Source organism: Trinickia symbiotica (assembly GCF_003028655.1).
GTDB classification, from domain to species: Bacteria; Pseudomonadota; Gammaproteobacteria; order Burkholderiales; family Burkholderiaceae; genus Trinickia; species Trinickia symbiotica_A.
In genome coordinates, this window is record NZ_PYUC01000004.1 from 466,093 (window position 1) to 484,308 (window position 18,216).

Genomic DNA, 18,216 nt, shown 5'->3' on the forward strand with positions numbered 1-18,216 from the left:
CGCGGACCCACAGGTCCCCGAGGGGACTTCCTCAGGCAGCGCCGAAACGGTGCTCCCTGAGGCGCGCAAGTGCAACGCGACGCCCGAAGGCGACCGCGCGCGTTGGTGTTGCTTAGAACTTGTGGATGATGCCGGCGCCGATCGCGACTTGATTGCGCGATGTCGACGCACCGATGCCGTCGCCGATGTTCGCCGTCGCGTTCACGACAGAGATCGAGGTGGCGGTGGCGCTCGTGCTGGTCGCGTTCAGCGTCTGACCCGAAGCGTGCTGGTACGCTTCGAGCAGGTAGAAGCCGGTGCGCTTCGACAGCGAGTAGAACTGCGACAGGTTGAACTGGTTGTACGTCGCGCTACCCGCGCCGTCAGCCGCGGCCTTACGCGTGTAGCTGTAGCCAGCGGCCAGGTCGAGCGTCGGGATGGCCTTCCAGTGCACCACGGCGCCAGCCGTGTTGAAGACGGCTTCGTTCGTAAAGCCCGAACCCGCACCCGGGAGGTACTGGACGTTCGTGTACGAGAACGAAATGTCGAAGTTCGACGTGAACTGCCAGCCGCCCGTCACACCGATACGTTGCTGCGCGCGTGCGAACTTGTAGCCGTTGTTGATGCCCGACACGGCCGGTTCGTTGTCGGTTCCGATGGTCGGGTTGGTAGCCGTGGAGCTGCCGTTTGCGACCGCGGAATTCCAAGCCTGAGTGCTCGTGCGCGTGTTGTTGATGTGCTGGTAACCGACGCCGAGGCCGAACGGACCCGCCTTATATTGCGCAGCCAGGCTCCATGCCGAATCGGTCGCTTCGCTGCCGGCCACGCCGCCGAGCGAGTACGAGCCGCTCACCGTCAGGCCGGCGAACGTCGGCGACGTATAGACGACGGAGTTGTTCGCGCGGTAGTTCGTATCGAGCGAGTCGATATCACCCGGGTGCGCGCCGAATGCGCCCGTCAGCCACGTCGTCGGGCTCCACGGCGACAGAAGCGTGTAGTAAGGCGTGTACTGACGGCCGAGGGTCAACGTACCGAACGAGTCGTTCGTCACACCCACCCAGGCTTGGCGATGGAACATCAGGTTCGGCGTGGAGTTCGTGCCGTTCATGATGTTGAAGCCTTGCTCCAACGTGAAGATCGCCTTCGTGCCGCCGCCGAGATCTTCGCTGCCCTTCAGGCCGAACCGGTTGCCGGCCCAGACGCCGTTGATCATCTTGAAAATGTGGGCGCCACCGCTCGTCTTGCCGGTCGATGCCGAGTTGTTGATATAGCCGAGGCCAGCATCGACGATACCGTACAGCGTCACGCTGCTTTGAGCATGAGCGGCGCCAGCGGCGAGCCCGGTAACGGCCATCGCGACCATCGTGGTAAGTACACGCTTCTTCATCAGATCTCCAAGCTTTCGAGACTTTACGTTTTGATTTGCGACCTACAGCGACTTTTGTGACGCTTATAAGTCATCGTACAACAGCGAACCGACAGCATTTTCGGCGGGTCGGATCGTTTGGAGGCATTAGGGAAAATCTCTATGTAATCATTTGTTGGCTGATAGTAGTCGGACAACATATGATGGGCGCCCGGCCGCTGATCGCACGCCACCGGGGGGCGTGCCACTGCGTTCAGCGGCCGATGCAAGCCGGCGTCAGGCGGATGTCAGGGTGTGAGCGGCTCTGGACCTAAAACAGAAAGACAGGAGAAGAAATGCGCAATTGGACCGTGCGAGGCAGCCTGCTGGCGGCCCTGGTGTTGTTTGCGGCAATGATGGTGATCGGCGGCTTCGTCAGTGTGGGCGCGCTCGAACGCGCCAACGCCAGCGCCACGCACGAGCGTGACATGGCGCGGCAGGTCATCCTAGTCAATGACGGCTACAAAGACACGACGCGGACGCGCTCGGCGCTGACGAGGGCTTATGCGGCGCTCAAGGAGAACGGCGACAAGATCACGCGCGATGAGGCGCTGAAGAGCGCGCAGGTCACCATCGATCGCGCCGCCGAGGAGACCGAGGCCTTTCGCCGCGCGGCCAGCTTCGAGGGGCTCGATGATGCGCTGAAACAACAGTTGCTCGAAGCATCGGATCGGCTCGCCGTCCATCTGAAAGCCGCCTTCCAAGCGTTGCAAAACGACGACACCGCCGCCTACGTCGTGATCAACGATCGCGACATCCGGAACGATGGGATCGCTTATTCCCAAGCCGTCGAAAAGTTTCAGAAGCTTTCCCATGCGCTCGCCGACGATTTGGCCGCTCGCTCGGAGCGAGAATATCGCTGGGTCTTCGCGATGGTGGTGGCGGGCGTTTCGCTCGCGCTCGCTGTGATCGTTGCGACGCACTTTGCGCTGCGGCGTATCGTCATCGCGCCGCTGCGGCAGGCGGCGGCCGTGCTCGACCGGATCGCCGCGAACGACCTGACCGTCGATGTGCCGCAAGCCGGCGCGAACGAGATCGGGCAGCTTTTCTCGGCGATGCGGCGCATGCGGCAAGGCCTCTGGCAGGCGGTCTCGGGCGTGCGGGAGAATTGCGACGCGATCCATACCGCCGCCCGCGAAATCGCCGCGGGCAACCTCGATCTGTCGAGCCGGACGGAGCAGCAATCGGCATCGCTCGAGGAAACGGCGGCGAGCATGGAAGAGCTCACATCGACCGTCAAGCGCAATGCCGACAACGCGCGCGAGGCGAGCGGCCTCGCATCGAGCGCAGCCGAAGTCGCGGCGCGCGGCGGCGACGTCGTCGAGCGAGCCGTGAAGACGATGAACGCGGTATCGGCCAGCTCGCAAAAGATCGCGGACATCACCGGCATCATCGACAGCATTGCATTCCAGACCAACATTCTCGCGCTCAATGCGGCCGTCGAATCGGCGCGTGCGGGCGAGCTCGGGCGCGGTTTTGCCGTCGTCGCGGGCGAAGTGCGATCGCTCGCGCAGCGCAGCGCCGCAGCCGCCCAAGAGATCAAGACTTTGATTGGCGCATCGGTCGAAGACGTGAAGAACGGCAACGCGCTCGTCGCCGAAGCCGGGCGCACGATGGGCGAAATCGTCGCGGCGGTCGGCGAGGTCGCGACGATCATGGCCGAGATCACATCGGCAACCGCCGAGCAAAGCATCGGCATCGAGCAGGTCGGCCAGGCCGTGAGCCAGATGGATCAGGTCACGCAGCAGAACGCCGCGCTCGTCGAACAATCGGCGGCCGCGGCGAGCGCGCTGGAGCAGCAGGCGAGCGCCACGGCGCAAGCAGTTGCCGCGTTCCGCCTGAGCGCTTCCTGAAGAAAGGGGATTGGATAGCCGCGCCGCGAAGATCACTCAAGGCGCGGCATGTCGAGTGCAGGGCGCTGTCGAGCACAGGCCGCTGCCTGGCACAGACTTCAAGCTAACGAATGTCTGTATCTAGCGACGGGCCGCGCCCGATCACTCACTCCGAGCCGTCGGTCCGCCTGCTCGCGTGACGAAGTCTCTCACGGCTGTTGGACAGGTGCATGCGCATTGCCGCGCGGGCGCTCTCCGCATCGTGCCGGGCGATCGCATCGAGGATCGCCTCGTGCTCACGGTTCACGATCGATAGATAAACTTCAGGATCTTCGTGCGCGATGCTCGCCGAGTCGACGCGCTCGCGCGGGATCAACGCCGTCCCGAGCTGCGTGAGGATATCGACGAAATAACGGTTGCCCGTGGCGCGTGCGATGGAGATGTGAAACTGCAAGTCAGGCTCGACGCTTTCCGGGCCCCCTTTGCGCGAGGCTGTCAGCGCGTCGAGCGCCGCGCGAATGCGCCCGATGTCGTCGGGCTGCGCGCGCTGCGCGGCGAGCCCCGCGCATTCGGTCTCGAGGCTGATGCGCAGTTCCAGGATCGCCAGTACGTCGCGCAGCGTCGTGCCCGGCGCGACGTCGAGGCCGAGCCCTTTGCCCGTTGTTTCGAGTACGAAGCTGCCGATGCCATGCCGCGTTTCGATCATCTTGGCGGCTTGCAGCCTCGAGATCGCTTCGCGGATGACGGTACGGCTGACGTTCATCGTTTCCATCAGCTGCGATTCGGTCGGCAGCTTGTCGCCTGGCTTCAGCGCGCTCGATTCGATCTGCTCGGTCAGTCGATTGACGACGAACTCGGCAAGATTGCGGGCGCGGCGGGGTGCGGCGGCGGAAGACGGCGCAGACATCGGTGGACCTCTTCGGAACAGCTTATAGGGAAAACGTCGTTCATTATAACGAGGGGGGACGAACGTCGTCTGACAACCGCCCCCCGCGTCTACGGTTTTTTTGCTATTCGAAATTCACCGACTCGACCCAGTTAGGGTTTTTCCCAGTCGCCACGCGGGTAACGGCCGTCAGCGCGCCCGTCTTCGCGTCGATGCGGTAGACCGTGAGGTGGTCTGACAACTGCCCGACGGCGAACAGATAGCGCCCCGACGGATCGATACCGAACCCGCGCGGTTGCTTCTCGGTCGGCCAAGTGCCGAAACGCGTGAGCTTGCCGGTCGAGGCATCGACGCGATATCCGCCGAGCGTGCTCGACGTGCGCTCCGAGATGTAGACGAATTTGCCGTCCGGCGTCTGGTGAACGTCCGCGCCCCACGGCTTCGCCTGCTTGTCGAAGTCGGGCGGCAGAATCGAGATCGTCTGAACGGGCTTCGCCTTGTCCATCGACGGATTGAAGGCGAGCACGTGCAGCTTGCCGTCGAGTTCGTCGATCAAATAGACGAAGCGGCCGTTGTTCGAGAACACGAAGTGGCGCGGGCCCGATTTCGGCGGCAGCGAGTAGGCGGGCGCCACGTCTTCGACGAGCATGCCTCGCGCAGTGTCGAGCTTGAGCCGAAGCCATGCGTCGGCGCCGAGCACGGAGGCGAACGCATACTGGTTGTCGGGCGCCGTGCGAATCGAGTGGGCCATCGGCCCGGTTGGCACGGTCTGCTGGGCGGCTTGCGCGATGCCGTTGGCGTCGATGCGGCTCAACGAAAGCATGTTCCCACCGTAAGAGGCGGCGAGCAGGTAGCGGCCCGTCGCGTCCGTCGAGATGTAGGCCATGCTTTCGGGCAGCGAAGCGTCGCCGAGCGGCAGCAAGTGGCCGTCGAGCGGATTGATGGCGAGCGTGGCGGCGCGATACGGCTTGGAGCGCAGGCCGACGTAGAGGCGATGATGGTTCGGCGAAAGCGCGAGCGGCATGGCGGTGCCGCCGACGTTCAGCGTCTGGATCGGCGAAAGCGCGCCGCTTGCGTCGTCGAGGCTGTACGCCGAAATGTCCTGACTATCGGCGTTCGACACATAGACGTAGGTGCGCGAGGCGTGCGCGGCCGAGAACAACGTCGATGCGGCGAGGCCGACGAGGGCGGTGCGGAGGATGCGGGTCGCCGCGGAGCGGCGGGCCGGGCGTCGGCCGAGCGGATGGCGGTTCACGAGGTCTCCTTCTTGGTTGGTTGGCCCCTCGACTACCTAAGTTGTCCGACGTCGAGGCGGAGGCCGAGTCTGGCATTGTGATAATACATCGTATGACATTCAGCTGGACATCAGGTTGGTTCCCTGGTCTGCATGTCAGTGAAGAAACAATTGATAGCCTGTATTTTCAAAAAACAGGCAGAACGCTGTAATGCTTGCTCTCCGAGTGTCGTGAGCCCGGATACAGGCCGCAACTTGTATTCACAAGTTACAAGGGATAAACTGTTATCTAGATTAACAGATGACAGCCTGTAATATTCGGCTGCTGAAGGAAGCCGCCATGGACTTTCCCATTAGCACTCTCGGTCAGCTACGTCCGATTCTCGTGGGGTTCCGCAAGTCCGCGGGTTTGACGCAGGCTAAGATGGCCAGCCGCCTCGGCGTGACCCAGCAGACCTACGCACAACTGGAAGCGAATCCCGCCTCGGCCAGTGTCGAGCGCTTGTTTCGTGTGTTGCGCGTGCTGAATGTCGATCTGGTTTTGAGCCCGCGAGTCGCTCGGCCGGACGAGCCGGGCACCCAACAGCCGGGCGGAAATGACCGGGAGAATTGGTAGTAATGGCACGTCGCACACGCGCGAATCGGCTCGACTTATGGATGAACGGCCTGCCGATTGGCTACTGGGAAAGCACGTATAGCGGCGAGCGCCTCCTATACCGGCCCGACTGGATCGAGAATCCGCAAGGGCGTCCCCTTTCCTTGTCGCTGCCGTTCACGCCTGGCAACCAGCCTCATCACGGGGCGATCGTACAGAACTACTTCGACAATCTGCTCCCTGACAGTGAGCAGATTCGCCGCCGTATCGCCACGCGATACAGGGCTGATGGAACGTCGGCTTTTCAACTGCTGATCGAACTGGGCCGCGATTGCGTCGGCGCTATCCAGATGCTGCAGCCGGGCGAAAAACCGGAAGATCTGCAGACGATAAGGGGGCGCGCACTCACCGAGAGCGACATCGCGCGTCTGTTGCGCGATACGACCGCCGCTCCTGTTCCGGGCGAGCACGAGCTCGTCGACGATCTCCGCTTGTCGATTGCCGGCGCGCAGGAGAAAACAGCATTGCTTTGGCATGAAGGTCGTTGGCTCCTTCCTGTCGGCAGCACGCCGACGACGCACATATTGAAGCTCCCGCTCGGTTTGGTCGGCAATATGCAGGCCGACATGCGAACGTCCGTCGAGAACGAATGGCTTTGTTCAAAGCTTGTCGCAGCGTATGGCTTGCGCACTGCTCGATGCGAGATTCAACGATTCGACGATCAAAAGGTGCTCGTCGTCGAGCGGTTCGATCGCAGACTCTCGAGTGACAAAACCTGGATCCTGCGGCTGCCGCAAGAAGATATGTGTCAGGCGACGGGCACATCCGCAAATCGCAAGTACGAATCGGAGGGCGGGCCCGGCATCGACAAGATCATGGCCGTGCTTTCCGGCTCCGATCGTGCCGCCGATGACACACGAAATTTCTTTCTCGCACAGCTGGTTTTCTGGTTGCTTGCCGCCATCGACGGGCACGCGAAGAACTTCAGCATCGCGCTGCTCGCCGGCGATCGCTACTACCGGGCCACTCCACTCTATGACGTGCTGTCGGCCCATCCGATCATCGGCAGGGGCAGGAACCAGTTGCCCCCGCAAAGAGCCAGACTGGCGATGGCCGTGCGCGGCAAGAATAGCCACTATGCGATCGAACAGATCCAGCGCCGTCACTGGCTCGCCCACGGCGAGCGCGTAGGTTTCCGTGCCTCGGAAGTGATGGAAATGATGGCCATGCTGCACGGTAAAACCGAGGCCGTCATCGAAGAGGTCGCCGCTCTTTTGCCGCGCGACTTTCCGATGGATGTCGCCGATTCGATATTCGCTGGCATGCGTCGAAACAGCCAAAAGCTTGTCGCCGCATAAATTCGCGGCTCGCTCGAACGTCGCGTAGCGTCCTAGCATCGGCCGACGTTTCGCTCACCGCGATTCAGGCTGCGACGGAGCCGCCCGCACGACGAAGTGGAACACCGCCCCGCGGTGCTCGCCGGCCGTCGCCCACAAACGCCCGTCGTGGGCCTCGATGATCGAACGGCAGATCGAAAGCCCCATCCCGAGCCCGCCCGGCTTCGTCGAGTAGAACGGCGCGAAGATGCGGTCCATCAGTGAGGGAGGCAGGCCGGGCCCCGAGTCCTGCACCGAGACCCGCACCCCGCTCGGCTCCGCGTGAGCGGTCGTGATCCGCACCTCTCGCGGCTCCGGCGGCTCGTCCGGCCCTAGCACCTCGCCGGCCATCGCCTGCAGCGCATTGACGATCAGGTTCAGCAGCACCTGCTGGAGTTGCACGCGATCGGCTTGGACGAGCGGCAAGTCCTCGGCGAGCGACATCCGCAAGGTGGCGCCGGAGCTCGAAATCTCGCCGCGCGTCAATGCCAGCACCTCCCGGACCGCTTCGTTGATGTCCACCGCATCCTTGCTCATCGGCGCTTTCTTGACGAGATCGCGGATCCGGCCGATGACGTCGGCTGCCCGGCTGCCTTGCTTACCGATCCTGTAGAGCGCTTGCCGGACTTCCTCCAGATCGGGCGGCTGGTGAGCCAGCCAATTGAGCGCCGCCCGCGCATCGGTGACGATCGCCGCGATCGGCTGATTGACCTCATGCGCGATTGCGGCGCTCAGCTCGCCGAGCGCCGTCACGCGCGTGACGTGCGCGAGCTCGGCGCGAGCGTTGTGCAGTTCCTGGGCCGCTCTGCGCAAATCGGTGACGTCCATCACGGCGCCGATGAATTCGAGGCCCCCCGCGTCGTCTTGCACCGCATGCGCCACGGCCCGAACGTCCTTTACGCGGCCGTCCGGCATGAGCAGCCGATGGTCGACTTCCCAATCCTTGCCTTCACGCGCGACGCCCTGGAGAAACTGCCGCAGAAAGTTTCGATCGTCGGGATGCGTGCGCGCGAGGGCGAGCTCGACGCTGGGCTTCATCGTCGTCGGATCGCATTCGAAAATCCTGAAGGTTTCCGCGGACCAGACGAGCTCCCCTTTTGGCGCTCTCCAGCCAAAGCTCCCGGTGCGGCTCAGCCGTTGTGCTTCGGCCAGATACATCTCGCTTTGCCGCAGCGCGTCTTCCGTCCGTCTTCGCTCGGTGATGTCTTCACAAGCGACGAGCACGAGAAAGCCGTTCGCGCGCTTCACGGCCTTGGCGTTTTCACGCACCCAGAGCACGGTGCCGTTCTTTCGAATCTTGCGGACTTCCCAACTGTGCGGCCGCCCCGGATTCTCGAGGCAGAAAGCCATGTTCCGCAGCACGAAGGGGCGATCTTCATCGAGGAAGACGCCGAGGACGGGCTTGCCGACGAGTTCGTTCACTTCATAGCCGAGCTGCGCGGCGCCGAACGCATTGACGGAAATGACGACGCCCTTGTCGTCGACCATGAAATACATGACCGGGTTGTGCTCGAACACCTCCCGCCAATGGGCTTCGCTCTCGCGCAACGCATCTTCGGCGCGCTTGCGATCGTCCACTTTTCGTCCCTCCCCCACCGGCGCCCGAGGCAAGGCCAGCGCCAGCGCGACGCGCCGCGGCAGGCCTCGCTCTTTTCAAAGCCCTATACGAGGCATCGTAACGCCATACGTCAGTATGATGTGCGTCTGGCCGCTCGGGGATTACGCTTAGGCTTCAAAGACTTCCGACGGACGAGGCGACCCCCGCCGTCCGTCAACCGAACTCGTTTATGCACTCCGTCCGAACTATCTCGATTGTCGACGACGACGAGGCCTCGCGGTACGCGATCGCGAGCCTCGTGCGCTCGCTCGGCTGGTCGGCGACGGTCTTCGAATCCGCCGAGCAGTACCTGGGATCGGTGTCCCAACAAGCTGACGCCGCCGAGTCGACATGTCTCATATCGGACATCAAGATGCCGGGGATGTCGGGGATCGAGATGCACGACCGTTTATCGGCTATCGGACAGACGCCGCCGACGATCTTCGTGACCGCATTCGCCACCGATTCGCTGCGCGAGCAGATCGCGGCACGCGGCGCATTGGCGCTGCTCGAAAAACCCGTCGACGCCGAAGCGCTCGCGCACTATCTGACGCTCGCCACGGGGGCCGCCACGGGGGATCGCTGAGCGTTGCCGCCGATGCAGCCGCGCGCAGCGGCCTGAACAGCCTAGAGCGGCAGCCTATGTCACCGTTTCGCTCGCAAGTTACGACGTCCGCGTCCGATGGGGCTCGACGCCGAGTGCTTCCGCCTTCCGGACGAGATCGGGCACGGAGCGCGCCGCCATCTTTTTCATGACCTGTCCGCGGTGAATCTTGACGGTGATCTCGCTGAGGTTCATCTGCGCGGCGATTTGCTTGTTCATCAGGCCGGCGATGACGAACACCATGACTTCGCGTTCCCGGGGCGTCAACGACTCGTAGGCAGTGCGCAGCGATGCGACAGACCGCTCGGCCGCTATCCGTTCGCCATCACGCGCGAGCGCTTCAGTGACGGCGTCAAGCATGTCCTGATCGCGAAACGGCTTCGGGAAAAAATTGAGGGCGCCAGCGCGCATTGCCTTGACGGACATTTCGATGTCGCCGTAGCCCGTCATGAACAAAACGGGAATGTGCAGTCCGGCGCGGGCCATGTCCTGCTGAAACGCAAGCCCGCTCTCGCCGCGCAGCCTCACGTCGAGGATGAGACAGCTCGGCACGTTCGCTTTCGGAAAAGAGAGGAACTCGCGCACCGATCCGAACGCTTCCACCGAAAGGCCCACGGAGCGCAGCAGATTGCTCAACGCCAGCCGCATCGATTCCTCGTCGTCCACGATATAGACGACGGGTGTTTCGGTACCGGTCTTCATCGAAGAAGGGGACTGAGCGGAAACCATGCCGGCTCCTCGTAAACCCGCAAGGCGTGTAGCGCTTCGCCGCGCGGGAAACCCATTATAGGCCTGCTGCGGCGCCGCAAGAATTGGGCGAAGCCCCAGGCGCCGGCCGAAGAGAGGTGGGCGCACACGCTGTGGGTGACGGACTGGCAATCATACTTGTGTATGACCCGCTCAAACCAGTGTGGGTAAGCGGCGTCTTCTTGCATGTTTGTCGCGGCGCGCGAGCGAGCGTACTTTTCAGTCTATGGCGCGACGGCGCTTCGAAGCCAACTGCAAACGAACGAGGTTTCGATTCGGACGCGCGCGGTAGGTAAGGTTCCCTCAACGCATTCCCGGTGATCCACTATGTCACTCAGGCCAGATCGATCTCGTGCGCGGCACCGGCTGATCGGACGGCCGTCCTTGCGCGCATCGCTCCCCTGGCGGCGGCCTTCGAGGCAGCACGCCATGCGTTTGGCCTCATGGCCCGGTCACTGCATGCTGCGCACCGGACGCGACGCGGCTCGCGTGTTCAAACTTTCGAGCGAGCAGGGCGGTTGAGGTAAGCACGCTCGTTCGTCTTCGGCGCCTCCACACCTCCCACTCCGCCGCTCGCGCGGGCTCGCGCTCGCGCGGCCGCGCGCGTCGGCGACCGTACGTTGCATTCCGTTTCTTGCCACCAGGCAGGCTCCCCCTTGCGCGTCTGTTCACTGAACGTGTGCCGACGATGACGCTTGATTAGCGAGTTGCCCAAAAAAGAAAGGCCGCGCTCAACTGGAGAAAGCGCAGCCAAAAGGGGAATAACAGGTGAGTGACGCGGGGAATACGCGTTCAAGCGCTGTCGGGTGTACTCCCTCGCATTCGTTCGCTTCGATCGATCACAGCAACGTGATCGCCCTCAAATCCACGGTACGACGATAGACGTTCTTACCGAGCCACGGCACGTATGTGTATTCGTCGTAGGCGTTGCTGCCGATGAAAATCCAATTGCTCAGCTTGAACATCTCGTCTCTCTCCAATGTGTCGTCGTGTAGGTCGTAATCGCCTTCGACATGGATACAAGCGTAGTGGCTGAGCGGCGCCGGCACTATCGTACATGTGGACGCGCAGAAGGTTCATAGGCATGAGGGAGTCATACGACCGTATGGTGGGCCGTGCGATCGCAGATCGTTCGTTCGGCTGCTGATCAAAGGCTCAATCGCCTATGGCTGCATCGACGATTGCGATCAGCAATCCGATCAGCAACGCGGCGGCGGATGCAAGGAACCATCGCACCGTCTTCCGGTACTCGGAAACCTCGTCGTCCTCGACTCGCAGCGAGCGGAACAACGCGAAGATCTGCAAGCAGACGGCGATGACCAATGGCAGCGCTGCCAATATCGAGCGCGGTGTCCAGCGGCCGCTGCTTTCGAAGCCCCAGAATCGCCAGAACGCCAGCGAAAAGCCAAGCAAAACCGTGATCGCGGTGATGATCCCCTGGCGGTATCCGGGCGGCACGATCCTGGGCGCAGGGCGTGTCTTCGGCGTGACGGGCGTTGGCTCGCCCTCGTTGTGCGCGTCGGTCATCGGACAGGTCCCTCCTGCTTCGTTGCCCGGCAGCATGTCGGATAAGAAGCGATTGTATGTTCTCCGTCGCGTCAGGCGATGCAGAATCGAGCGGCCTGCTCTTCGCGCCGCAGGGACGCGTTGGCCGAATCTCGCGACCGATCGAACGAAGCCAAGGGAAGGCGATCGAAGGCGAGCGGAAGGCGAGAGCCTGGCGGTAGTGAAACGGTAATACTGCGAGCCTATAAAGGTTCTCGAACTCTCGTCGTGCAAGGAGTTGAGCGCCGCGCGGCTTGCGCGGCTTCCACATACTTGGAGAAGGAGGAACTAACGATGCCCATCGAGCCTTTGTTTCTGGTCGGCGCCGACAACAACGCGAAGCCCGAAGGTCAAAAGAACTTGAAAGACACCGCGGACAAGTTCTGCGAGTTCGTCAAGGCAACGAAGAGCAGCCTGCATATCGCGGCGTATCACTTCAAGTTCTTCGGCGACGTCGCACAGCAGATTCGAGAAGCGCTGACCGAGGTCGCCGGACACGCCGAGGTCAAGATCGCGTACTTCGACGAGCCGAAGCGCGCCAACTCCGCTCATCGTCAACTCTATGGCGGCGACCAGAGCGGTCAGTCCGTCTTCGAGGGCTACGAACGCACGCACGTGCAATTGAAAGCCATTCAGTCGATCGACATCCACGATCTACCGGAAGGCGTCGAGCCGGCGCCGATCGAAGGCGATGGCGCGCTCATGCACAGCAAGTACATGATTCGCGACAACAAGGACGTCTGGATGGGCACGGCCAACTTCACCGAGGACGGTTGGGGCTTGCAAGACAACAATGTCTTGATCTTTACCGGCGCGAGCGAACTGGCGCGCTACTACACGACCGATTTCGACGAGCTTTGGCAATACGGCCGCATCGCCGGCACGGGCAAGAACGATCACGGGCAGTTGACGATATCGGGCGATAGCCTGGAGGTCGATTTCTCGCCGGGGGACGGCCCTTCGATCGACGAGCGCATTGCCGAATTGATCGGTACTGCGAAACAAAGCGTTTCGGTTGCCTCGATGGACATCTCGTCGGCCCTGATCCTGCAGGCGCTCGTCAATGCGATCGGCAAGGGCATCGCCGTCAGCGGCGTCTATGACGGGCCGCAGATGGCAGGCGTCGAGAAAGCGTGGGCGCGCGGCAATGGCTCGTCGCAAAAGGCCCAATTGTGGCAGCAGGTGAAAGCAAAACTCGTCGCGAAGAACTCACGCAAGTTCAATCCGAGCGCCGCCAACGCCTTTTACAACTTCATGCACAACAAAACATTGGTGGTCGACAAGAAAGTGATTCACACGGGTAGCTTCAACTTTTCGAGCAACGCGCGCCGCAATGCGGAAAACGTCGTCAATCTGACCGATGAGACGCTCGGTGCCGACTTCGATAAATACATCGCGGGACTCGTCAAGCAATATAGTCCGCATTGATGGCGCATCGGGCCCGCCGTCGCTGTAGGCCTTGGTGTTCCTCTGGGTGGCGGGCCCACCCCCGGTAACTCGACCGTTCGCTATTTCGCATTGGCTGCGCTAGCAGGCGGTGGGCGGGCGATAGGATCGTTCGTCGGCTGTTTCGGCCGGTGGATCGGCATATTGTCGGGATTATGCGCGTTCGCACCGCTTGCCGGCGGCTGCGGCGGCTTGACCATCGATGCGCTATCGTCCCCGGGCGCCTGTTCGGCCACGGCGGTCACGACGGCCGCCGCGCAAATGCCGGCAAGCACCGCGGCGGGTCCGATGTACTTAAGGCTGATCGATTTCATCGCGTGGTGCTCCTCGGCGGCAACCCCGCCATTGCATTCGCATGCGAGATGACTCGATCAAGAGCAAGCAACCCGCGCGCCGGGCTTCACGACGCCGGCGCACGCGGTGCTTACGTCACTGGCCGCCGCCGTACATATCGAGCAGCATCAGCGTGACGCCGTTCGTCCACCCGAAGCCGTCCTGCAGCGGATATTCGCCTCCGCCACCACCGCCTTCACCGGCGCCTTCCACCACGTATTTCTCGACGAGCTTTTGCTGCGTCGAGTAGACGTTTTCCACGTCGGCGAGGAAGCGCGTGCCGATGAGCCGTGCAAGGTCGCTGCGTCCGTATTTCGTCAGGCCCTTGATCGCGATCCAGTGCAGCGGTGCCCAGCCGTTCGGGGCATCCCATTGCTGTCCCGTGTTATAGAGCGACGTGACGAGACCACCTGGCCGCAGCAGCACGTTCTGCACGGTTTGCGCGGTTTTCTCCGCACGCTCCGGGTAAGCCACGCCCGCCATGAGCGGGTACAGCATGGCTGGCGTCTGGTTGTCGCGCGAGGTACCGAGCCGCCAATCGTAGTCCCCGTAATACCCCTTGCTGTTCCAGAGATACCGGTTGATGCCGACTGCGCGCTTCGCCGCGTGCTCGATGAACCGCGCCACGCACCCAAAGTCGCGCGCGACCGTGCAGCCATGCGCGATCGTCGTTTCGAGGTGGAACATCAAGCTGTTCAGATCGACCGGGATGATCGACGTCGTGCGCACCGTGTACAGATGCTGGTTGTCGCCGAACCACCGCGAGCTGAAATCCCAGCCGCTCTCGGCCGTCGCGCGCAGATCGCGGTAGACCTCGTTGGCCGGCCGGTCCGTTACCTGCTGCGCTGTCTGGACGTCTTCGAGATACGACTCGTCGCGCGGCGTGTCGAGCTCGTCCCAGTATCGGTTGAGGACCGTTCCGTCCTTCAGGACGACGACGTTGCGCGTCGCGCTGCCGCGCGGCGTGCTGCTCTCGCCCTGCATCCAGTACGCGTACTCATTACGCAGCGCCGGAAGATACTTCTGGTAGACGCTGTCGCCTTCCTTCTGGGCGGCGAGCTCGACCATGTACGAAAAGAACGGAGGCTGCGAGCGGCTCAGGTAGTAGGTGCGATTGCCGTTCGGAATGTGGCCGAACGTGTTGATCAGGTAGGCGAAGTTGTCGAGCATGTCGTCGACGAGATCCTCGTGCCCTGACTCCTGCAGGCCGAGCATCGTGAAGTAGGTGTCCCAGTAGTAGCCTTCGCGGAACCGCCCTCCCGGCACGACATAGGGCTTCGGCAACGGGATGAGCGAACTGTAATCGGGCGCGGTCGTCGTCGTGCGCGTGAGGCCGGTCCATAGCCAATCGATATGCTCGCGCAGCGTCTGGCCCGCAGGAGGCGTGATGCTCTGATCGGGCGGCGGCGTGAAGTATTGGTTCACGAACGCCTGCAGCGAGAAGCCGGGCTGGTCCTTTTGCGACTCGTAAAGCTCGACGATCGTCGCGGGGTCGGTGTTCGGCGTCGAATCGACGAACGTCTTCTGATCGGGAAAGATCTGCGCGGTCTGCACGGCGACGAAGAGATCGCCATAGAGAACATCCGGCGGCGGCGGCAATGTGCCGCCGACCTGCGTGTCGGCGAAGCAGGTCGCGGACGCGAAGGCGAGCGCCGTGACGCAGGCGACGCCGGCCGTGGCTAACGTGCGGCGCGACGAGGGATAGCGGTGACGTGCCGACGAAAAGGGCGAAAACGACGAGAAGCGAACGATGGGGAAGGGCGCTGCGCGGCTGACCGGCTGGGGTTCGTGGGATTCGATTGCCGATACCGCATCGGGACGAGATTGTGACGGCATGCTCATGTTTCCTCCGTTGGAAGACTGAACACTTCACAGGTCTCGTTCGCGCCGTGTCATAGGGCTGCGGTCTCGCTGGGAGACGGCATTTAGTGGGGAACTATCCGCGTGCGGAAAACTTTCGTCTCCTTACGAGACGAGAGTATGCATTGTTACGATGGGAAGAGGAAAGGATGCCGTCTGATAACGGCGGCGGGGCAGCTTGCGCGAAGGTTGCTTAGCAGAGTTTGCCCGCGGTCGAAACGCGAATTAAATCGCGTACCGGCTGCCTACCCGCGGCGCTGGCCGCGCACTGCGCGCCGGCGCTGCACAAACTGGAGGGCCACGATGGAGAAGTTATTCCCGCCTGAGGGATCCGCCGAACGCTACGAGCACAATGGTTACTCGATCGTTGCTGAGGCAACGCAAGTCGAGCGCGGGCAGTGGCTCCCGCGCATTAGCGTGACGCGCGATGGCGAGCCGGTGCCGCTCGAGGCGCCGGAGACCGTCGAACCTTTTTGGGCTACTCGCGAAGAAGCGATTCGAGATGGGCTCGAACGTGCGCGGCATTTGCTCGACCTTCGCGATCGCATGCCGCTCGACGCGCGCAACCCGGCCAGAGGGCCTTGAGCGCGGAGCCGACGAATACGGCCAAGAAGCTGCGATGGGTCGAGCGGTTGAGCCGTTCGTCGTTCAGGATTCGTAGGCAGTGCGGCGATTGAGTCCGGCTTCGGGATCGGGCGATCCCGGCGCCGTGCCGAGACCGCTCGTTACGTACGTGCACTACGACGAAGGATTAATGGATCTGCCTCTTGAAGTCCGAAAGCTCGTCGTGCATCGAGGTCACTGCTTGCCTGACCTTGCCGTCCAGACTACCGGCCTGCTGGCACGCTTGCTCCGCGCGATCGCCTAGCAATTCCATGTCATCTACGCATTGGCGAATGCGATCCTCATCCTGAGAGCTCATCGCTCCCTGGGCCGACTGGCATTCCCTGTCCAGTTCGTCCATACAATCCATCAGGTCCTGTGGAACCGACTGATTTGAATGAAGGGTCCGCGACGCCTCGCTGATCGTTTGCTGCAAATGGCTGAAGCGCTTTTGGATTTCATTGGTCTGCAACATGATGAACGCCTCCTTGAACCTATTCAGTCGACGTCATCCGCTGACATCAGACGTGAGCCGGCACCGGCCTTGGACCCGCGTCGAAACGGCCGTCAACGGATGGTCTCTTTTAGTCTAGATGACGCCGATTGGCAGGGCTGGGCGTATTTGTTTCCGTTGGTATCCGTGGGTGCGAAAACGTCTGCGGGATGGTTGCTTCCTTCGATGTCGACGTTCGCGTAGCGGCGAACCGACACGAAACTTTACAAATTGCCTGCCACCCGACGCTCGAAAGATTGTCGTAGTGTTATGAGCGTGAGAGTCTTTATCCGTCGATTCCCTTTGCGTGTTCTGGCCGCTGCTTCAGTCGCCGGGCTGGTCAGCGCGTGTGCGTCGTATTCCGGTGACTACGCAGGCTACGAGCAACCTGGCTACGGGTACGGCTATGGCTACGGCTACGGCCCGCCGCCTCCGACCTATTACGAGCCCTACACGTATTTTGGTTTCGGCGGCTTTGGTGGTGGCGGCGATTGGGACCGTGGCGAAGAATGGCATCGCTGGCACGACCACGACCATTGGCGCGACAGGGATAGGGATGGGCCCCGCCCCGGCGTACAGGGAGGCCGCGGCCCGGTGACTGCCGGCCCGCCAGCCGCGCCGCCGCCTGCCGCGGCGCCCGGCGGGCACATGCCGCCGCGCCCCGCGCCAATCGCGCCTGCGCCGAGCCCTCGGGCTGCGCCACGGGAACCGCCCGGGGAACGTGGCAGCAATCATTGATCCGACGGCGCGCCCTAGACTGTTACTAGCCGTGCGCAACTTGCCAGCGTCGGAGCAATCGATTCAGCGCCCACACCAGCACAGCAGCGACGATGAAGGATGCAACGATGATGACGAGAAGCCCGATCGTCTCTATGTCATCGGCGTTCTCTACGGTATCGATGCCCAGCTTGCGCATGACGAACGCAATGGACGCCGGTAGCGGTGGAAATTCGTAGGGTAGGCCGCTGACGTACCGCGAAAGGACGACGCCGATCACAGCTGTTGCCAGCACGTTGGCGCTCTAGCGGACGAGCTTCATTTGGACGTGCGGGCCAGATGCATTGCTGGGGCTTGGAAGGAGCGACCCGCAATGGTGGCACCTGGGCCGCTCCGCCGGCAATAATCCGACCTGTCTGCCTGTCAGCGTTGACAGGCACCTAACGTGCGGCGTCTCTTCGTCTCTTATCCAAAGGACGCACGAGGACAAGGCGGCCGATTACCGCGACCCGCCGCCGTGACCGCCTCCGCCTCCGCCTCCGCCGCCCGCACCGCCGCCGTGACCGCCTGCGCCGCCGGAACTGCCTCCGCCGTGACCGCCAGCTCCAGCACCGCCAGCTCCAGCACCGCCAGCACCGCCAGCGGCACCACCAGCGGCACCACCAGCGGCACCACCAGCGGCACCACCAGCGGCGCCAGCGGCACCACCAGCGGCACCACCAGCGGCACCACCAGCGGCACCAGCGGCACCACCAGCGGCACCACCAGCGGCACCACCAGCGGCACCACCAGCGGCACCAGCGGCACCACCAGCGCCCGCACCGCCAGCACCCGCACCGCCAGCACCCGCACCGCCAGCACCCGCACCGCCGCTTGAGCCGTGGCCGCCTGCACCCGCGCCCGAACCGCCTGCTCCAGAACTGCCTGCTCCGGAGCTACCTGCACTCGAACCGCCAGCGCTCGA

The 18,216-nt window shown here is 62.9% G+C and carries 17 protein-coding genes and 1 pseudogene; 6 read left to right on the forward strand and 12 right to left on the reverse strand.

Features of this window, described 5'->3' with window-relative positions; translation table 11 throughout:
- Nucleotides 1-112: 112 nt before the first annotated feature.
- The gene (locus C9I57_RS10490) at nt 113-1,366 is read right to left on the reverse strand and encodes a porin (protein ID WP_107150540.1); all 1,254 of its coding nucleotides are present in this window, start codon (nt 1,364-1,366) and stop codon (nt 113-115) included.
- Between the two features lie 314 nt (nt 1,367-1,680).
- Here C9I57_RS10490 and C9I57_RS10495 point away from each other — a divergent pair, with 314 nt between their 5' ends.
- Nucleotides 1,681-3,237 (forward strand): methyl-accepting chemotaxis protein, encoded by a 1,557-nt coding sequence (locus tag C9I57_RS10495; RefSeq protein ID WP_107150541.1) that lies wholly within the window; start codon nt 1,681-1,683, stop codon nt 3,235-3,237.
- A 145-nt stretch (nt 3,238-3,382) separates the two neighbouring features.
- Here C9I57_RS10495 and C9I57_RS10500 read toward each other — a convergent pair whose 3' ends face one another.
- Entirely contained in the window at nt 3,383-4,123 is a 741-nt protein-coding gene (locus tag C9I57_RS10500) for a FadR/GntR family transcriptional regulator (RefSeq protein WP_107150542.1), read from the reverse strand.
- A gap of 103 nt (nt 4,124-4,226) precedes the next feature.
- Complete coding sequence (locus C9I57_RS10505; protein WP_258187582.1) at nt 4,227-5,357, reverse strand: lactonase family protein; 1,131 nt, start codon at nt 5,355-5,357, stop codon at nt 4,227-4,229.
- A gap of 319 nt (nt 5,358-5,676) precedes the next feature.
- Here C9I57_RS10505 and C9I57_RS10510 point away from each other — a divergent pair.
- Nucleotides 5,677-5,886 (forward strand): annotated as a pseudogene (locus tag C9I57_RS10510) (helix-turn-helix transcriptional regulator); the annotation flags it as partial.
- Between the two features lie 68 nt (nt 5,887-5,954).
- Nucleotides 5,955-7,289, forward strand: coding sequence for a type II toxin-antitoxin system HipA family toxin (locus C9I57_RS10515; RefSeq protein WP_107150544.1), 1,335 nt, complete (start codon nt 5,955-5,957; stop codon nt 7,287-7,289).
- Nucleotides 7,290-7,343: 54 nt separating this feature from the next.
- Here the strand turns inward: C9I57_RS10515 and C9I57_RS10520 are convergent, their stop codons facing one another.
- Nucleotides 7,344-8,885 (reverse strand): PAS domain-containing sensor histidine kinase, encoded by a 1,542-nt coding sequence (locus tag C9I57_RS10520; RefSeq protein WP_107150545.1) that lies wholly within the window; start codon nt 8,883-8,885, stop codon nt 7,344-7,346.
- A gap of 209 nt (nt 8,886-9,094) precedes the next feature.
- On the opposite strand from C9I57_RS10520, the gene C9I57_RS10525 reads away from it, so the two are divergent.
- Nucleotides 9,095-9,490: a response regulator transcription factor gene (locus tag C9I57_RS10525; protein WP_107150546.1), complete on the forward strand. Its 396-nt coding sequence runs from the start codon at nt 9,095-9,097 to the stop codon at nt 9,488-9,490.
- A 78-nt stretch (nt 9,491-9,568) separates the two neighbouring features.
- Here the strand turns inward: C9I57_RS10525 and C9I57_RS10530 are convergent, their stop codons facing one another.
- From C9I57_RS10530 to C9I57_RS10540, 3 genes are all read right to left on the reverse strand, one after another.
- Nucleotides 9,569-10,237, reverse strand: a complete 669-nt coding sequence (locus tag C9I57_RS10530; RefSeq protein ID WP_107150547.1) for a response regulator transcription factor — start codon at nt 10,235-10,237, stop codon at nt 9,569-9,571.
- A gap of 857 nt (nt 10,238-11,094) precedes the next feature.
- Nucleotides 11,095-11,220, reverse strand: a complete 126-nt coding sequence (locus C9I57_RS33180; RefSeq protein WP_258187583.1) for a hypothetical protein — start codon at nt 11,218-11,220, stop codon at nt 11,095-11,097.
- A 190-nt stretch (nt 11,221-11,410) separates the two neighbouring features.
- Nucleotides 11,411-11,782: a hypothetical protein gene (locus C9I57_RS10540; protein WP_107150549.1), complete on the reverse strand. Its 372-nt coding sequence runs from the start codon at nt 11,780-11,782 to the stop codon at nt 11,411-11,413.
- A gap of 312 nt (nt 11,783-12,094) precedes the next feature.
- Between C9I57_RS10540 and C9I57_RS10545 the strand changes: the two genes are divergently transcribed.
- Nucleotides 12,095-13,228, forward strand: coding sequence for a phospholipase D-like domain-containing protein (locus C9I57_RS10545; RefSeq protein ID WP_181321791.1), 1,134 nt, complete (start codon nt 12,095-12,097; stop codon nt 13,226-13,228).
- 80 nt (nt 13,229-13,308) lie between these two features.
- On the opposite strand, the gene C9I57_RS10550 is transcribed toward C9I57_RS10545, so the two are convergent.
- Together C9I57_RS10550 and treA are read right to left on the reverse strand one after the other, a co-directional pair.
- Nucleotides 13,309-13,560, reverse strand: coding sequence for a hypothetical protein (locus tag C9I57_RS10550; RefSeq protein WP_107150551.1), 252 nt, complete (start codon nt 13,558-13,560; stop codon nt 13,309-13,311).
- A 115-nt stretch (nt 13,561-13,675) separates the two neighbouring features.
- On the reverse strand, nt 13,676-15,421 hold the full coding sequence (treA, locus tag C9I57_RS10555; protein ID WP_258187584.1) for an alpha,alpha-trehalase TreA: 1,746 nt from the start codon (nt 15,419-15,421) through the stop codon (nt 13,676-13,678).
- 321 nt (nt 15,422-15,742) lie between these two features.
- Here treA and C9I57_RS10560 point away from each other — a divergent pair, with 321 nt between their 5' ends.
- Nucleotides 15,743-16,024: a DUF6566 family protein gene (locus C9I57_RS10560; RefSeq protein ID WP_107150552.1), complete on the forward strand. Its 282-nt coding sequence runs from the start codon at nt 15,743-15,745 to the stop codon at nt 16,022-16,024.
- A 166-nt stretch (nt 16,025-16,190) separates the two neighbouring features.
- Here C9I57_RS10560 and C9I57_RS10565 read toward each other — a convergent pair whose 3' ends face one another.
- The 3 genes from C9I57_RS10565 to C9I57_RS10580 form a co-directional block, all read right to left on the reverse strand.
- Entirely contained in the window at nt 16,191-16,517 is a 327-nt protein-coding gene (locus C9I57_RS10565; RefSeq protein ID WP_107150553.1) for a hypothetical protein, read from the reverse strand.
- Nucleotides 16,518-17,298: 781 nt separating this feature from the next.
- On the reverse strand, nt 17,299-17,451 hold the full coding sequence (locus C9I57_RS32715; protein ID WP_181321792.1) for a hypothetical protein: 153 nt from the start codon (nt 17,449-17,451) through the stop codon (nt 17,299-17,301).
- A gap of 266 nt (nt 17,452-17,717) precedes the next feature.
- Nucleotides 17,718-18,197, reverse strand: coding sequence for a hypothetical protein (locus C9I57_RS10580; protein ID WP_107150556.1), 480 nt, complete (start codon nt 18,195-18,197; stop codon nt 17,718-17,720).
- Nucleotides 18,198-18,216 lie beyond the last annotated feature (19 nt).

What these genes read in the sequence shown, in the direction of transcription:
- C9I57_RS10490 (WP_107150540.1), bottom strand. Translation starts at nt 1,366, where the DNA reads ATGAAGAAGCGTGTACTTACCACGATGGTCGCGATGGCCGTTACCGGG.
- C9I57_RS10495 (WP_107150541.1), top strand. Translation starts at nt 1,681, where the DNA reads ATGCGCAATTGGACCGTGCGAGGCAGCCTGCTGGCGGCCCTGGTGTTG.
- C9I57_RS10500 (WP_107150542.1), bottom strand. Translation starts at nt 4,123, where the DNA reads ATGTCTGCGCCGTCTTCCGCCGCCGCACCCCGCCGCGCCCGCAATCTT.
- C9I57_RS10515 (WP_107150544.1), top strand. Translation starts at nt 5,955, where the DNA reads ATGGCACGTCGCACACGCGCGAATCGGCTCGACTTATGGATGAACGGC.
- C9I57_RS10525 (WP_107150546.1), top strand. Translation starts at nt 9,095, where the DNA reads ATGCACTCCGTCCGAACTATCTCGATTGTCGACGACGACGAGGCCTCG.
- C9I57_RS10530 (WP_107150547.1), bottom strand. Translation starts at nt 10,237, where the DNA reads ATGGTTTCCGCTCAGTCCCCTTCTTCGATGAAGACCGGTACCGAAACA.
- C9I57_RS33180 (WP_258187583.1), bottom strand. Translation starts at nt 11,220, where the DNA reads ATGTTCAAGCTGAGCAATTGGATTTTCATCGGCAGCAACGCCTACGAC.
- C9I57_RS10540 (WP_107150549.1), bottom strand. Translation starts at nt 11,782, where the DNA reads ATGACCGACGCGCACAACGAGGGCGAGCCAACGCCCGTCACGCCGAAG.
- C9I57_RS10545 (WP_181321791.1), top strand. Translation starts at nt 12,095, where the DNA reads ATGCCCATCGAGCCTTTGTTTCTGGTCGGCGCCGACAACAACGCGAAG.
- C9I57_RS10550 (WP_107150551.1), bottom strand. Translation starts at nt 13,560, where the DNA reads ATGAAATCGATCAGCCTTAAGTACATCGGACCCGCCGCGGTGCTTGCC.
- treA (WP_258187584.1), bottom strand. Translation starts at nt 15,421, where the DNA reads ATGAGCATGCCGTCACAATCTCGTCCCGATGCGGTATCGGCAATCGAA.
- C9I57_RS10560 (WP_107150552.1), top strand. Translation starts at nt 15,743, where the DNA reads ATGGAGAAGTTATTCCCGCCTGAGGGATCCGCCGAACGCTACGAGCAC.
- C9I57_RS10565 (WP_107150553.1), bottom strand. Translation starts at nt 16,517, where the DNA reads ATGTTGCAGACCAATGAAATCCAAAAGCGCTTCAGCCATTTGCAGCAA.
- C9I57_RS32715 (WP_181321792.1), bottom strand. Translation starts at nt 17,451, where the DNA reads ATGCGCAAGCTGGGCATCGATACCGTAGAGAACGCCGATGACATAGAG.